At 36.8% G+C, this 14,631-nt stretch carries 14 protein-coding genes; 10 read left to right on the top strand and 4 right to left on the bottom strand.

Going from position 1 to position 14,631, the window contains the following annotated elements:
- Positions 1-58: 58 nt before the first annotated feature.
- The 4 genes from DRF57_RS11665 to DRF57_RS11650 form a co-directional block, all read right to left on the bottom strand.
- The gene (locus DRF57_RS11665) at positions 59-1,108 is read right to left on the bottom strand and encodes a DUF6263 family protein (protein WP_047487259.1); all 1,050 of its coding nucleotides are present in this window, start codon (positions 1,106-1,108) and stop codon (positions 59-61) included.
- 36 nt (positions 1,109-1,144) lie between these two features.
- On the bottom strand, positions 1,145-1,897 hold the full coding sequence (gene rlmB, locus DRF57_RS11660; protein ID WP_081988957.1) for a 23S rRNA (guanosine(2251)-2'-O)-methyltransferase RlmB: 753 nt from the start codon (positions 1,895-1,897) through the stop codon (positions 1,145-1,147).
- A gap of 210 nt (positions 1,898-2,107) precedes the next feature.
- Positions 2,108-2,578, bottom strand: a complete 471-nt coding sequence (locus DRF57_RS11655; protein WP_047487264.1) for a DinB family protein — start codon at positions 2,576-2,578, stop codon at positions 2,108-2,110.
- A 292-nt stretch (positions 2,579-2,870) separates the two neighbouring features.
- The gene (locus DRF57_RS11650) at positions 2,871-4,208 is read right to left on the bottom strand and encodes a peptide-N-glycosidase F-related protein (protein ID WP_115918628.1); all 1,338 of its coding nucleotides are present in this window, start codon (positions 4,206-4,208) and stop codon (positions 2,871-2,873) included.
- Positions 4,209-4,418: 210 nt separating this feature from the next.
- Here DRF57_RS11650 and DRF57_RS11645 point away from each other — a divergent pair, with 210 nt between their 5' ends.
- The 10 genes from DRF57_RS11645 (at position 4,419) to DRF57_RS11600 (ending at position 14,628) form a co-directional block, all read left to right on the top strand.
- Entirely contained in the window at positions 4,419-5,738 is a 1,320-nt protein-coding gene (locus DRF57_RS11645) for a hypothetical protein (RefSeq protein ID WP_123863315.1), read from the top strand.
- 299 nt (positions 5,739-6,037) lie between these two features.
- Positions 6,038-7,042, top strand: coding sequence for an AAA family ATPase (locus DRF57_RS11640; RefSeq protein WP_047487886.1), 1,005 nt, complete (start codon positions 6,038-6,040; stop codon positions 7,040-7,042).
- Positions 7,042-7,500: a GNAT family N-acetyltransferase gene (locus DRF57_RS11635; RefSeq protein WP_047487267.1), complete on the top strand. Its 459-nt coding sequence runs from the start codon at positions 7,042-7,044 to the stop codon at positions 7,498-7,500. The genes DRF57_RS11640 and DRF57_RS11635 overlap by 1 nt, the downstream gene beginning before the upstream one ends.
- Before the next feature lie 75 nt (positions 7,501-7,575).
- Complete coding sequence (locus DRF57_RS11630; protein WP_047487268.1) at positions 7,576-8,439, top strand: DUF58 domain-containing protein; 864 nt, start codon at positions 7,576-7,578, stop codon at positions 8,437-8,439.
- A 68-nt stretch (positions 8,440-8,507) separates the two neighbouring features.
- Complete coding sequence (locus DRF57_RS11625; RefSeq protein WP_115918624.1) at positions 8,508-9,404, top strand: BatD family protein; 897 nt, start codon at positions 8,508-8,510, stop codon at positions 9,402-9,404.
- Entirely contained in the window at positions 9,397-10,389 is a 993-nt protein-coding gene (locus tag DRF57_RS11620) for a VWA domain-containing protein (RefSeq protein ID WP_047487274.1), read from the top strand. Before DRF57_RS11625 ends, DRF57_RS11620 begins: the two co-directional genes overlap by 8 nt.
- Positions 10,389-11,396 (top strand): vWA domain-containing protein, encoded by a 1,008-nt coding sequence (locus DRF57_RS11615; RefSeq protein WP_115918622.1) that lies wholly within the window; start codon positions 10,389-10,391, stop codon positions 11,394-11,396. Before DRF57_RS11620 ends, DRF57_RS11615 begins: the two co-directional genes overlap by 1 nt.
- A gap of 99 nt (positions 11,397-11,495) precedes the next feature.
- Entirely contained in the window at positions 11,496-12,239 is a 744-nt protein-coding gene (locus tag DRF57_RS11610) for a tetratricopeptide repeat protein (protein ID WP_052188568.1), read from the top strand.
- Positions 12,239-13,981, top strand: coding sequence for a BatD family protein (locus DRF57_RS11605; RefSeq protein WP_115918620.1), 1,743 nt, complete (start codon positions 12,239-12,241; stop codon positions 13,979-13,981). The genes DRF57_RS11610 and DRF57_RS11605 overlap by 1 nt, the downstream gene beginning before the upstream one ends.
- A gap of 44 nt (positions 13,982-14,025) precedes the next feature.
- Positions 14,026-14,628: a MarC family protein gene (locus DRF57_RS11600; protein ID WP_047487283.1), complete on the top strand. Its 603-nt coding sequence runs from the start codon at positions 14,026-14,028 to the stop codon at positions 14,626-14,628.
- The last annotated feature ends 3 nt before the right edge of the window (positions 14,629-14,631 follow it).

Raw genomic sequence — 14,631 nt, 5'->3', positions numbered from 1 at the left:
ATCAAAATAAAATTTTCAAATTCTCAGACTCTTCAACTCTCAAACTCTTTTACTTCAATTATTTTGCTGAAGGGTTTACCATTACAGAAGATTTTGAAACACTTTTCATAGATTGAGTCTGTTTCCCGTCTGTAATAGATTCTATCTGTGTAGTTTCCACATTGATGTTCTGGTTGGTAATCCATCCAGTACTTTCATCAAATTTAATAGTACCCGTCTGTACCAGTTCGCTGCTTAAACTATGAGTAATGGGTCCCTGAGCTTTCTTTTCTGTTTTCTTAGGAATACCTCCGGTAACACCAATTTCAGCACTTCCGTTTCCTAAGCTTTTTAAAACATAGTTTGAAGTTACTTTAACTGTTCCGCTTGCATCAGCATTTTCAGAAGTGGTCCATTTTTCACCGATCTTCACTCCTTTTTTAGGAATAATGGTCAGGTTTTTATTGAACTGTTCTTTCAGTACTTTTTCATTGAAAGTTTCTTTAAGACTTGCTACAACGCTTGCTTTCTGATTCGCATCTTTGATAAGAGTTCCTACAGAAGTAGATACTTTGTTGTATACAGCATCAAAACCTGTGATGGATATTACATTACCTTTTGTATCCATTTTCATAGCAAGCTTGTTTCCGGTAAGCGCTCTGTTGATATTCCAGATCATCTTAAGATCATCTTCTTTAGGAATCGGAAGCTTGGTATCTACAACAATAGTTTTTCCCTGTGCAGATTGAGAACTTCTTTTAGCAACAAGATTAAGGGTCATATCATACACATTTCCTTTGATATCATTGACTGTAAAGTTCATTTCATCCGTAGATTCGCTGGTTGCCGTAATAGATTTTCCAGTAGGATCTGTCATGGTCTTTACATCTCTCTGATAGGTTGTAAGAGGATATGTTTTTCCTTTTTCAAGCTTAAAAGTTTGCTTGATGATCCCTGCAGAATCTCTGATCGCCGGGTTCTCCGCTACTTTAGCTACAGAATCAGCAGGAACTTCTACAGTAACTGTTTTCCCTGTTTTAGGATCTACTTTCGTTACAGTGGCTGTTTCTTTTTTACACGATACAAGAGCTATAGATGAGATAAGCGCTAATGCTGCTATATTTTTCATTTTCTAATTTTTTTAATGTTGTGTTATTGAACTGAATTATTTCAAAATTTTCTGTCTTACCGCTTCATACAGAATAGCACCACATGCGACAGAAACATTTAGAGATTGTGTTTTTCCTTCAATAGGAAGTTTTATTTTTTCATCCGAATGATGAAGTACTTCTTTAGAAATTCCGGTTTCCTCATTTCCCATTACAATAGCACAAGGTTCTGAGAAGTTAACATCATAAATTAACTTTTGCGCTTTTTCACTCGCCGCAAATACCGTGATCCCGCTTTGCTGTAAAAAGTCTACGGCATGGGCAAGATTATTTTCTTTACAAATTTTAATATTATAAATGGCTCCTGCAGAAGTTTTTATCGCATCAGAATTGATTGGGGCAGCTCCTTTTTCCGGAATAATGATCGCATCAATACCCACACATTCTGCAGTTCTGCAGATGGCACCAAAGTTTCTTACATCGGTAAGTCTGTCCAGAATCAATAAGAAAGGTGTTTTTCCTTCTTCAAATAATTGAGGGACAATATCTTCTACTTTATAAAACGGAACATCCGAAATAAAAGCAACCACACCCTGGTGGTTTTTTCTCGTAAAGCGGTTCAGTTTTTCAACCGGAACATAATTGGGACGGATTTTATTTTTTGCTAAAGCAGCTTTCAATTCAGCATAAATAGGACCCTGAAGTGCATTCTGCACAAAGATCTTGTCAATGGTTTTTCCTGCTTCAATAGCTTCTATTACAGGACGAAGTCCGAAAATAAAATCGTCTTTTTTGTTGTCGTTTGTCAAAATTTATTTTTTCTATTGTTAAATCTAATCAAGGTAGGGAGGCTCTTCTACAGTTTTGTAGTAAAACAACATCCGGGCTTACATGAATTTTATTTTCCTCCGGATGAATTCCCTGATTTTTACTCATTAACCCTTCTGAAGGCTCATCAGTTTTATTTTTTTGCCTAAAATAAGAGCTGTGACGGCTCTTATTCATCAGAGGGTAATTGTTTAATATTTTTCGCCCAAAATAGCTCTTTTCTGAGCCATTGCATATCCGTAATGTAAGCTTTCATGCATGTTATTAAAGATAATGGCATCCTGAATACTTTTTAAATCCATTCCGAAACTGGTTGTATAGGGTGTGTAATCTGAAAAGAAATCACTGTCATAATCTTTCATTAAGATCTTTGAAGTTTCAGTAAGCAGGAATTCCAAATCTTCCACTTCTGATTTCTGAACATTGAGATTAGGCAAAGTCCCCTTTTTATAAGTTTCAATCCAGTACTTATCAATACGGAAAGGGTTTCCACTCAGATAATAATGCAGCAGCTGCTGTGTGGCAACTGTATGTGCAATATTCCAATATATATTGTTGTTGAAGCCATCCGGAATCAACAGAAGATCCTCATGAGAAGTATTCTGCAGGATGTCCAGAAGGTTTCTTCTTACCTGTCTGTGTGCTTGAAAATGATAGTTCATTTTGCAGTTTTTTTAATCTCCAAAAATAGTTTAATAAACTGGAAATGACAATTTTTTGAATGAGGGATTAGAGTTAAAGTTTTTTAACTATTCAAAAAAAGAGCTAATTATCATTATATTCTTGCGCTTTTTTCTATAATAACAGCGTTTTAAGCCTTTTAATTTTCCTTTTTCAAACGACAGGGCTTTTTGAAATGTAAAACCAGATAGTCATAAAAAACCTCTTCAGGATATTTTCCAAAGAGGCTTTTGTAGGGTTGAATTTAAATACCTTGAAGGGATACTATTCATTTTATTTCTTAATGATCTTATGTTTAAAAGCTGTTCCGTCTTTCAGTACAATATTCAAAAAGTAAACTCCTGTGCTGTATCCGGAAAGATCTACCTTGTTTTCTCTGTAGGTTTCAGATAATTTTTTTCCATCCATACTGAAGACTGTAACAGAGGCCACAGCAGTCTCTGATTTGATGGTTACAAAATCAGGAGTAGGATTGGGATATATGCTGACATCGATTGTTTTAATGTCCTTAACATTCAAGGTAGCATTGCTCTTACCCTGCATATAGACAGATAGGTATACATCTCCCTGCTGTTGATTGAAAACAGCCGTAGGGATGGTATGTTTAAGGGTGTGATTTCCTGCGGTCATATTAGCTAAGCTGAATCCACGTATAGGAACGGCGTTGCCCGGACACCAGTTATTCCAGGAAGTCCATTCTGCAAGTGTTTTTGGAGTAGCACCATAGATTCCGTTACCTTGAGTGTTGTATACTCTGTAGGGTTCACACGAAATTCCTCCGGGGGTATAGGTGAGTACCTGTACATCGTCTACATAGGTGTAATTTTGTCTTCTTATATATTCTTCACCGCCGCTGTTGGCACCATGTGGGGTAGAGATCACAAAGAAACGGGCGTTGGTAACCGGATCAGGTAAATTAAAATTTACAATTCTAACCGTTTCACCGGCAGTATCTGTACTGTTGTAATTATTAAGTCTGTTATAGCTCAGGATAGGAGCAATGGTGTTGTAGTCCGTCGCAGTAGCCCCTGTATCGGTTGAAAAGAAAGTAAGAGTTCCTGTAAATACATCATTCCTGCCGGAGCATCCCGGAACTTCATTGTTTGCTGCGTAAGGCACACCAAAAACATCCAGTTCCATATATATATCATAGGTGCTGCGTAGGGTGGCGTCATGAAATATACTGTACAGATTGCTTACATCGTAAGTGTAGGGAACTTCCATAGGGGAACGATTCATATTCATAAAAGGGGTGATGTATCTCCCTGCTTCAATCCTTTTTACATTAGCATCGTTTATCGTGTAAGTAGCTTGGTTTTTGGGTACTAATGCTAAAAAGACCTCACCCAGACGGTCATAGTTATCACATAATGCGCCTATGGTGACTCTCATTGCAATCTTTGCTTTAAAAGAGTCCATTTCGGCATCTGTAAGCTTTCTTGTATATCTGGCATTGTTCAGTCTGATCAACCCGTTGGGAACAGGAGCGGATACTGTAGCGGCATAGCCGTCATAAAACACTGCCTGAGAAATCACATTGGTTACTGTAGTGGTTTGTGATTTAAAAAAACTTGCAAACAAAAGACTGACAAAAAATAGCTTTTTATACATGTGATTGGTATTTGTTACAAATGTATTAAAATATGTACTTAAAAACACATTTGGTTAGATCGATTTTTAAATTAAATAGCTTTTTGTTGTTAATAGTGTAAAAAATAAGTGATAAAAGGTGTTTTCAATGAAAGGTGTAAATGAATTTTATTAAATAATTATATTTATCATTAATGTTGAAATTTTATTATTAAATTAGCATCGTATTCAATGGTAATTTTATTAATGATGAAGAAAAATTTACTTTTATTTTTATTATTGACAGTCTTGATGTTTAAAGCTCAGATCAATTTAAATATCGGAAGCACCAATGTAGGCACAGCGCCTGTCAGTAGCTTTTTTTCCTACTCCTATGTACAGCAGATTTATCCTAAACAGGAATTAAATGCGACTGCAGCAGGAACTATTACAGGTCTTACCTTTTATTTAGACCCATCATCCAGTATTGCTGATTCTTCAGACTGGACGGTTTATCTTGGGCATACTCCGAAAACAGCATTTACTTCCGGTACAGACTGGATTCCCTCTTCACAACTTACTCAGGTATTTGCAGGTACGGTAACGAAGAATAATGGTAAAGTGGAGATTGCCTTTACTACACCATTTGCCTATAATAATACAGATAATTTAGTGGTGGCAGCAAGAGAAAATGCTCCAAGCATTGATATTAATAATTTTGACGAAGTTTTTCGTGTGTATCCATATATTCCAAATTCTATCCTTTATTACAAAGGAGATCAGGCGGTTGTTGATCCGGCTTCTCCACCCGGTGGAATAAGAGCGGATTATAAATCGTCAATAACGATTGCTGGACTGACGGCCAAGTCTACCCCTGCGTGCCCTTTTATCCTTTATCCGGCAAACAATGCTCAGTTTATTTCTTTATCCCCTACTATTAGCTGGCAACCTGTTATAGGAGCTACTTCTTACAAAGTTTCCTTAGGGACGAGTCCCGGAGGTACAGATATTATCAACCAGCAGGTTGTGACTGCTGCCAACTTTAATCTTTCACCATCAATTGTTCTTACGAGAGATACCAGTTATTATTTAAAAGTAACAGCTGTTTCTGCCAATGGTGAATCTTCCGGCTGTACAGATAATGTTTTTAAAACCATTCCTCCAATACCGGTAAATGATGCCTGTTCCGGAGCTTTGCTGGCATCTGTTTTTCCTTATTCGTATACACAGAGTGACGGAATGTCTTCTACCAATAATGCCGGATTTATAATGGCATGCCCCAACGATGGAATGAATGATGGACTCTGGTTTAAATTTACGGGAGAGGGTGGCCAGTATACCATTAAAGTGGCTCCTGCAACCATTTCTTTCGATCCCAAAATAGGAGTATATAAAGGATCGTGTAACAGCTTGACTTGTGTGGGTACAAAAGATAACGGCGGTGGCGGTAGTTCGGAAACTATTACCATTACTACCACGGCAGGAACAGAATATTATATAAATGTGGGATCTTACGAAGATTCTGAAGATAAGCCCGAAGATGTATTTACCATTACCATTACAAAGCTTTGATACGATGAAAAATTTGTAACAGATTTGTAATTTGATATAATAAAAATGTTGTGGTAAAAATATCACAACATTTTTTATAGGATACTGATAAAATGCTGCTTTCATAGCAGAAAAATCCCAGATACATCCGGAGAAGCTTCCATGTGAATGGGCTGTATGTATAAGAAACTCAGTTTGTATTATCTTAAATCCCTTGTCAAGCCCGGAATATTTAACAAACTTTAACTCAATAATGGCATTGATTGTGTTGATTAATGCAAGTATTTATCAGAAATTTACCACCTATTTTAAATCAAGCTATGTCAGATACATTTCAAGCAGAAGATATCCGTCAGTTGACGGAAAAAGTAAAAGAAAAAAACTATTTATTTTCTCTTCTGAGACAGGAAATCAACAAAGTTATTATTGGGCAGGAATACATGATAGACCGCCTTTTGGTAGGGCTTTTGGGAAATGGTCACGTACTTCTTGAAGGAGTTCCGGGACTGGCCAAAACTTTAGCGATAAAAACGTTGGCGGATGCTGTTCATGGCGAGTTCTCAAGGATTCAGTTTACTCCGGATCTGCTTCCTGCAGATGTGGTAGGAACAATGATCTATAATATCAAAGACAATGATTTTTCAATAAAAAGAGGTCCTGTATTCGCGAATTTTGTACTAGCGGATGAGATCAACCGTGCACCGGCAAAGGTGCAGTCTGCCCTGCTGGAAGTGATGCAGGAAAAGCAGGTCACTATTGGTGATGAAACCATGAAGCTTCCTAAACCATTTTTGGTATTGGCTACTCAAAACCCGATTGATCAGGAAGGAACTTACCTGTTGCCGGAAGCACAGAGTGACCGTTTTATGCTGAAGTGTACCATAGATTACCCGTCTTTTGAAGATGAAAGGAAAGTAATGAGGATGGTTTCCACTTCGCATCAACCTACTGTAAATCCGGTAATTTCTCTTCAGGATATCGTAGATGCTAAAGAATTGATCAACCAGATTTATCTGGATGAGAAAATTGAAAAATATATCCTGGATATGGTGTTTGCGACACGTTATCCGGAAAATTACGGACTTTCCGAACTTAAAAATTATATCAGTTTCGGAGCTTCTCCAAGAGCATCCATTAACCTTGCGATTGCTTCACGAGCTTATGCATTCTTAAAAGGTAGAGCTTTTGTTATTCCTGAAGATGTAAAAGCGCTGGCCAAAGATGTGCTGAGACACAGAATGGGCTTAACTTTTGAAGCGGAGGCAGAAGAAATTTCAACAGAAGAGATCATCAACAGAATTTTAGCAAAAATCCAGGCGCCATAATGAGTGATGTTGTAATCAGAAAAGCAGTTCAAGAAGACTGTAAATCAATGCTTGCCCTGATTAAGGAGCTTGCTGAATACGAAAAAGCATTACATGAAGTAACGGTAACGCTAGATCAGTTTACTGAAGATGGCTTTGGACCGTCTCCGGTATGGGGTGCTTTTGTCGCTGAAATTAATGGTGAAATTGTAGGGATTTCGTTGTATTACGACAGATATTCAACCTGGAAAGGAAGAAGACTGTATCTTGAAGATTTGGTCGTAACCGAAAGAATGAGAGGAATGCAGATTGGAAAAAAATTATTTGATGCAACACTGGAGCATGGAAAATTAAATGATTACAGTGGAATGGTATTTCAGGTATTGAACTGGAATGAGCCGGCTATCAATTTCTACAAAAAGTACAGTACGAAATTTGATAATGAATGGCTGAATGTGTCCATTGAATTGAAAGATTAAAAGATAAAGATGGGAAGTGGAATGGTATCATTATGCTATACAAATCCCGTAAATTATTAAACCTTACATCAGCATATGCAGATAAAAGATATTGTAAAAAAAGTAAAGCAGATAGAAATCCGTACCAGAAAAAAGACGGAGGCTGCTTTGATGGGGCAATATCACAGTGCCTTTAAGGGGCAGGGGATGACTTTTTCGGAAGTCCGTCCCTATCAGTTTGGAGATGAAATAAGAAGAATCGACTGGAATAAAACGGCGCGTTTCCGTGAACCGTTTGTAAAAGTAATGGAGGAGGAAAGAGAGCTTACCATGATGATTCTGGTAGATATTTCAGCTTCAATGGATTATGGAACGAAGACTCAGCTGAAGAGGGAATATGTTGCTGAAATTGCAGCCAGCTTAGGGTTTTCAGCCGCCGGAAATAATGATAAGGTGGGACTGATTCTGTTTGCTGACAAAGTATATAAAGTAATTCCACCACAGAAAGGGAGAAAACATATCCTTTCTATCATCAGCAATATCCTGACAGCCGATTATGTTCCTGCAGAGTCTAAAATAGACAAAGCATTGGAGTATATGATGGGAATTTTTAAAAGAAAATCTCTGGTATTCCTGTTTTCGGATTTTGAAGATGAATATGATTCTAAAATGCTGAGAGTGGCTTCAAAAAAACACCAGCTGCTGGGAATGCGGATTTATGATGAAAAGGATAATGAAATTCCTGATGTGGGATATACGCTGCTATATGATGTAGAAACAGGAAAACAAATATGGGCCAATACTTCCAGCGCCAGATGGCGGTATACTTTTGCGGAAGCGCAAAAACAGAAGTTAAGAGCCCTGGAAGAAGATTTTTCCAACAGCTCGGCCAGTTTTATGAATATCAATACAGGTTCAGATTATTCAAAACTGCTGTATAGCTATTTCCAGAAAAAATAAAACGGTAGCCAATAGATTAGAATGAGAAATAAAACAGTAGGCATTAGCCTGAATTTATTATTTGAAAATTGAAAAAAACACTATTAATATTATCTTTTTTTATCTGTGTCAATGCTTTTTCACAGATATTATCTTCCAATATAGAGAAGAAAACTATTGCGTTAGGTGAAGTCAATCACTTTGTTATAAAAATTGACAATATTCATGATCAGCAGGTGATCTCTGCAGCTAAAAATGAATTGCTTCCTTTTCACTTTGAAGAAACAAAAGACAGCATCGGACAAAATGCCAATTTATACGAAAGGAAAATAGAGTTTGCTGTTTTTGAAGAAGGAAAATTTACCATTCCTGAGCTGGAATTTAAAGTGGGAGATAAAATACTGAAGACTATTCCTTATGAGATAGATGTCATTAATACAGCTCAAAAGGCTGACCAGATTAATGATATCATGAAGAATAAAGAAGTCAAACTTGATGCAAAAGATTATTGGGAACTATATAAATTCTATATTCTGGCAGCTTTAGCAGGTATTGCTTTGATTGTGGCTATTATCATGATTGTGAAATGGGGAAGAAAATCCAAGAGTTCACCGGTGGTAGCGACCAACCAAACATTAAAAGAGTTAGATTCCCTTAAAAAGAAAAAATATATTGAAGGAGGTAATTTCCGTTCATTCTATGTAGAACTGATCGATATTTCCAGAACTTTTATAGCCAAACAATATCATCTTCCTGCAGATGTACTTCTTACCGATGACCTTATTGATGTCATGAAAAAGAACAATACCATTTCTCAGGATAACGAAAAAATAATAGAAGATGTTTTCTTAAGAGGAGACCTTGTGAAATTTGCGAAAACCTTTCCTGATAAAGATACCATGGAAAATGATTTTACCAATATCAGGGATTTTGTAAAAAGATCATCGAAAGATTTAGAATTTGAAAACTTAAGAAAGGATGTTTAATTTTGAGTTTTACAGTCCATGGTTCTTATTGCTTTTTCTACTGTTTATTCCTCTTTTTATTAAAGATGCCGGAAGACAGAAAAGGAAAGGGATAAAAGTCCCTACCGTTAAAAATATGGATTCCAGTGGTGGTATTCGTGCTGTTCTTTTTGTCTTGAAGATATCCAAGTACATCATTCTTGCAGCACTGATCATTGCTATGGCGAGACCCAGAACTTTTACAGTCTCCCAGGATAGAGATGATACAAAAGGAGTGGATATTATGCTGTCTATAGACGTCTCTCTCAGTATGCTGGCGAAGGATTTAAGCCCGGACCGTATAACAGCATTGAAAGATATTGCCGTAAAATTTGTTCAGAAACGTCCTAATGACCGGATAGGAGTTGTAGCTTATGCTGCAGAGGCTTTTACAAAAGTACCTGTCACTTCAGATCATCAGGTTGTAATTGATGAGATTAAAAATCTTAATTCAGCAGGACTGGAACCAGGAACAGCTATTGGGGAAGGACTTTCCGTAGCCGTGAACCATTTGATTAAAAGCAAAGCGAAAAGCAAGGTGATTATCCTGATGACGGATGGGGTTAGTAATATTCAGAATGCTATTCCGCCACAGATTGCTGCCGAACTGGCTAAAAGTAATCATATAAAGGTTTATTCCATAGGAATCGGGACCAATGGATATGCACTGATGCCTACATCACAGGATATCTTTGGAGACCTTGTCTTTACTGAGACGGAAGTTACCATTGATGAAAATACGTTACGGGAAGTGGCTCAGACTACCGGAGGGAAATATTTCAGGGCTACTTCAAACAGCAGCCTTGAGGAAGTATACGATGAGATTAACCAATTGGAGAAATCTGATGTAAAGGTTTCCAAGCTTTATAATTACGAAGAATATTTTAAAATCTTCCTGTGGATTGCTTTAGGAATGCTGGTGTTGGATGCGTTGTTGAGATGGGTGTTTTATAAAATTTTAAGCTGATGAGTTGGTCTTTAGGAAATTATTGGTATTTATTTTTACTGTTGCTTCTGCCGCTGTTAGCCTTCTTTTTGATCCGTTTTTTGAAATGGAAAAATAGAAAGAAAGAAATTTTTGCCGACAGCCAGTTTCATGATCATTTATTTGAAAAACAATCGGGATTTATAAAAATTTTCCCTGCCTTGTATTTATTAGGAACTTTATTTTTGATATTTTCAATTATTGATCTTCTTAATGGTTCGGAAGAGGTAAGAAGCAGTCAGAAGCTGAATAATGTGATTTTTATGCTTGATGTTTCGAATTCAATGAACGCCGAAGATATAGACCCAAGCCGCCTTGCTGAGGCTAAAAATCTGATGCTGGGTACTATGCAGAAGATGAAAAATGATAAAGTAGGTATTGTGATTTTTGCGGGACAGGCCATGTCTATCATGCCCCTGACTACAGATTATAATTCTGCCGAAACCTATATCAGCGGAATTGAAACCAATTCTATGCAGATCCAGGGAACAGATTTTTTGAATGGAATGCAGGCTGCTGTAGATAAGTTTAAAAATGTAAGTAAAGGTTCCAGAAAGGTGATATTGCTCAGTGATGGTGAAGATAACGAGGGGAATGACAATGCCGCGATAAGACTAGCCAATAAAGAGGGAATAAGTATTACTTCTGTAGGAGTGGGGTCCGATGAAGGAGCACCCGTTCCTGAATATGTTTATGGACAGTTAATGGGCTATAAAACAGATGTGAATGGGGGAACCGTTATTTCAAAAAGACAGACGGATGCCTTAAAAAAGATGGCTGAATCTACCGGTGGAAGTTATATAGATGGCAATAATATCAATGAAGCGCCAAGCAGAATTATTGATGCTGTTAATAAAAGATCTTCCGGATCCGAAACCATGGTGAAGTCACAGAATGCCAACCATTACTATCAATATTTTCTGGGAGCATCAATCTTATTTTTTCTTTTAATTTTTCTTTTTAATCCTAAAAAAGATTTCAATGTGTAGTCTTCATGAGGAGGGAACAGCATTTTAATGGGTACTTTAACCGAATTTTAACAAATAAACCCCTGTTTCTTAACATTTAAAGGAATAATTTTGCAAAGGATGAATACTAAAATCTTACTTTTATCGTTTATAATTGCTTTTTCGTTCTCAGGCATTTTGTTTGGGCAGGAAAACTATAGGACATTGGTTCATGAAGGGAACCAAAAATTCGACGGTAAAGACTATGATGGAGCTTCTTCGAAATATATGGAGGCCGCAAAATCCAATGACAAAGATTTTACGGCACATTATAATTTGGGGAATGCCTTATATAAAAGTAAGAAGTATGAAGAGGCAAAAGAAGAGTTTGAAAAAGCACAGCAGTTTTCGCAGACACTTCCTGATAAGGCGGCAGCACTTCATAATTTAGGCAATAGCTATATGCAGATGAATCAGCCGGAAAAGGCTGCAGATTATTATAAAAAAGCTCTTAAGCAAAATCCGTATAGTGAGGCCACCAGAAAGAATTATGAAATTGCCAAATTAAAAGAAAAAGAGCAGCAACAAAAACAGCAACAGAATAACTCAGGAAAAGGAGGCGGCGGTAATGATCAGAATAAAGGTGATGATCAGAAAGGCGATAAAAAAGATCAGAAGCAGGACCAGGGAAGTGGTCAGCAAAATGAAGGTAAAAGTGACCAGGGTAATGATCCTCAGCAAAAACAGAATAATGAGGGTAAAATGCCAAAAGACCTTGAAAATGCAATTCTAGATAAGATAAACGAAAAAGAAAAAGAAACCGCCAGAAGAATTTTAAATAAGAATTCTTATTCGATGCCTGAAAGCAACGAGAAAGATTGGTGATGCAGCATAAATTGATTTACATATTGCTTACTCTGGCATCCGTAATTACTTACGGACAGGTAAATCTTAGCCTAGATGCTGATAAAGCCGAATATGCAGGTAAGGATATTGTGAATCTTACAATCGTATTAGAACTTAACGGAAGTGATCTTGTACAGCAAACAGGATTTCAGCTTCCCGATCTTTCGAAATTCAATATTATCGGAAGTGGTTCGGTTACCAATACCGTGATTGATCCTGCGACCAATACCCTGATTACTCAAAAAATATCCAGAATAGCCCTTGAACCTAAGAAAAAAGGGAAAATAAAAATAGGATCGGTACTAGTGACCGTTAATAATAAAATCTACAAAACAGAACCTTTTGATGTCAACGTCAAAGAATTTGTAGAAAAGAAATCTTTAGCCGGGAATACTTCCAATGATGTCTATCTGAATATGGAGATAGAGGACAGGGAGGTATATCAGGATCAACCTACCATTGCTGTTCTGAAGGTGTATTCCAGAAATATGGATAACCTTAGAAAGGTGAAAAATATCCATCTTCCACAGCAGGATAATATCAATGTACATCCTATAAATTTTAACAGGTCTGAAATAGATCCGACGAATTCCGGAAATATGGCTTCTCAGATTTTGGCGATGTTTATGGTATTTCCAAATGAAGCAGGATATGTAGAAGTTCCTGGAGTATCAGCCTCTGTCAACTCTCATTCCAGTAAGAATAAGATTGTTTCCAATAAGATCAAGCTGAATGTAAAAAAACTTCCGGAAGGAGCTCCTGACTGTTTTAAAAATGCAGTAGGAAACTTCAATGTAAGTGTTTATAATGCTACTAAAGAGAAACCTGAAGCTAAAAAACCAATGAATGTCGTGGTAAAAGTTTCAGGAGAAGGAAATTTACCGGATATGGAGCTTCCAAAAATTGCTGCGTCTCCGGATTATGAAATTTTTGCTCCTAAAATCACCTCTAAAGTTTCTCCGGGAACAACGGGTATGAAAGGGGTCATCTTAGCCAGCTATGTCATTATTCCTAAGAAATCGGGAGCAATTTCTATAAAAACAGAACAGTTTGCTTTTTTTAATCCTGAAAACAAAGAATATATTGATCTTGGACAAGAGACTTTGGCCTTGAATGCATTTTCTCATGAGCAGGTTCTGGAAGCCCGTTCTACGGTGGAGAAAGTAAATGAATATACCAATAACCTTCTTGAAACGGTAAATACCCCGGTTTTAAAAACCACTTCATTTAAAGTAAAAGAAAAAAGCAAATTCCACTGGAATATTCTCTTAACCAATATTGTGATCCTTTTGGGGTTATTTATTGCCTATCTGTTATTTAAGACTTGGCAAAAAAAACGTACATTAGTTAGGGAAACTGCACCGTCTAAAAAATCTTTAGGGTCAGTGGCTGAAACAGAAAGAGAAATCAAGGAATTGCTGAAAACAGATATTAATGACTATTTCAGCTATCTTGAAAATCTTAAAGATAACGGGGAATATGAAAAGTTCTTTGAAACACTGGAAGAATTGGATGAGGAAGTAAGAGGTCAGTATTTTCAGGGCTCTGTCAGCGAGTTTAAGACTTTTCTTGAAAATCACAAAGGTTCTTCTCTTGCAGAAGACTATGGAAAACTTCAGCAGAAAATTCAAATAGAAAAATATTCTCCTGTGAAATCTGTAGAAGCTCTTGAGGAACTTTTGAAGACAATTGTTAATTTATATTCACAAATTAGCAAATAGTTAATTTATTTTCATATTTTTGCGAAATTTTTAATTACAAAGAGATGGAAATTTTTGATGGTTTCTCTATTAAAGAGGTCGTTACAAGCTTTATGGTTCTTTTCGCCGTTATTGATATTATCGGGTCAGTTCCTATTATAGTAAGCCTTCAACAGAAGTTCGGGCAAATTGAAGCTGGAAAGGCTGCAATTACTGCCGGAGTTATTATGATTGTTTTTCTATTCGTAGGAAATAAGATTCTTAAGCTGATTGGAGTAGACGTGAATTCCTTTGCCATTGCCGGAGCTTTTGTGATTTTTGTCATAGCCCTGGAAATGATTTTAGGAATTGAAATCAATAAAACTACTGAAGCAAAAGCGGCATCCATTGTTCCCATCGCATTTCCGCTGGTTGCAGGTGCCGGAACACTTACTACAGCGCTATCTCTCAGAGCGGAATTTCATGATATTAATATTATTTTAGGAATTGTTCTTAATACAATTTTCGTATATTTGGTGCTTAAATCAGCGAAATGGCTGGAAAGGAAAATAGGGGATGCTACATTGATGATCCTTCAGAAAGTTTTCGGAATTATCCTGCTGGCAATTTCAATTAAATTATTCACCGCAAATTTTGCCCAGTTGGTGCTGAATTATGTTAATTTTTAGAAA

Origin of the sequence: Chryseobacterium rhizosphaerae, from assembly GCF_003385455.1 — a bacterium.
Classification (GTDB): Bacteria; Bacteroidota; Bacteroidia; order Flavobacteriales; family Weeksellaceae; genus Chryseobacterium; species Chryseobacterium rhizosphaerae.
The sequence above is the reverse complement of the archived record's forward strand: the minus strand, read 5'-3'. Positions and strand labels throughout refer to the sequence as shown.

Excerpts from the sequence above, each read along its gene's own strand:
- DRF57_RS11655 (WP_047487264.1), bottom strand. The coding sequence starts at position 2,578 with ATGAACTATCATTTTCAAGCACACAGACAGGTAAGAAGAAACCTTCTG.
- DRF57_RS11640 (WP_047487886.1), top strand. The coding sequence starts at position 6,038 with ATGTCAGATACATTTCAAGCAGAAGATATCCGTCAGTTGACGGAAAAA.
- DRF57_RS11635 (WP_047487267.1), top strand. The coding sequence starts at position 7,042 with ATGAGTGATGTTGTAATCAGAAAAGCAGTTCAAGAAGACTGTAAATCA.
- DRF57_RS11620 (WP_047487274.1), top strand. The coding sequence starts at position 9,397 with ATGTTTAATTTTGAGTTTTACAGTCCATGGTTCTTATTGCTTTTTCTA.
- DRF57_RS11615 (WP_115918622.1), top strand. The coding sequence starts at position 10,389 with ATGAGTTGGTCTTTAGGAAATTATTGGTATTTATTTTTACTGTTGCTT.
- DRF57_RS11650 (WP_115918628.1), bottom strand. The coding sequence starts at position 4,208 with ATGTATAAAAAGCTATTTTTTGTCAGTCTTTTGTTTGCAAGTTTTTTT.
- DRF57_RS11605 (WP_115918620.1), top strand. The coding sequence starts at position 12,239 with ATGCAGCATAAATTGATTTACATATTGCTTACTCTGGCATCCGTAATT.
- DRF57_RS11600 (WP_047487283.1), top strand. The coding sequence starts at position 14,026 with ATGGAAATTTTTGATGGTTTCTCTATTAAAGAGGTCGTTACAAGCTTT.
- DRF57_RS11630 (WP_047487268.1), top strand. The coding sequence starts at position 7,576 with ATGCAGATAAAAGATATTGTAAAAAAAGTAAAGCAGATAGAAATCCGT.
- DRF57_RS11610 (WP_052188568.1), top strand. The coding sequence starts at position 11,496 with ATGAATACTAAAATCTTACTTTTATCGTTTATAATTGCTTTTTCGTTC.
- DRF57_RS11665 (WP_047487259.1), bottom strand. The coding sequence starts at position 1,108 with ATGAAAAATATAGCAGCATTAGCGCTTATCTCATCTATAGCTCTTGTA.
- DRF57_RS11645 (WP_123863315.1), top strand. The coding sequence starts at position 4,419 with ATGGTAATTTTATTAATGATGAAGAAAAATTTACTTTTATTTTTATTA.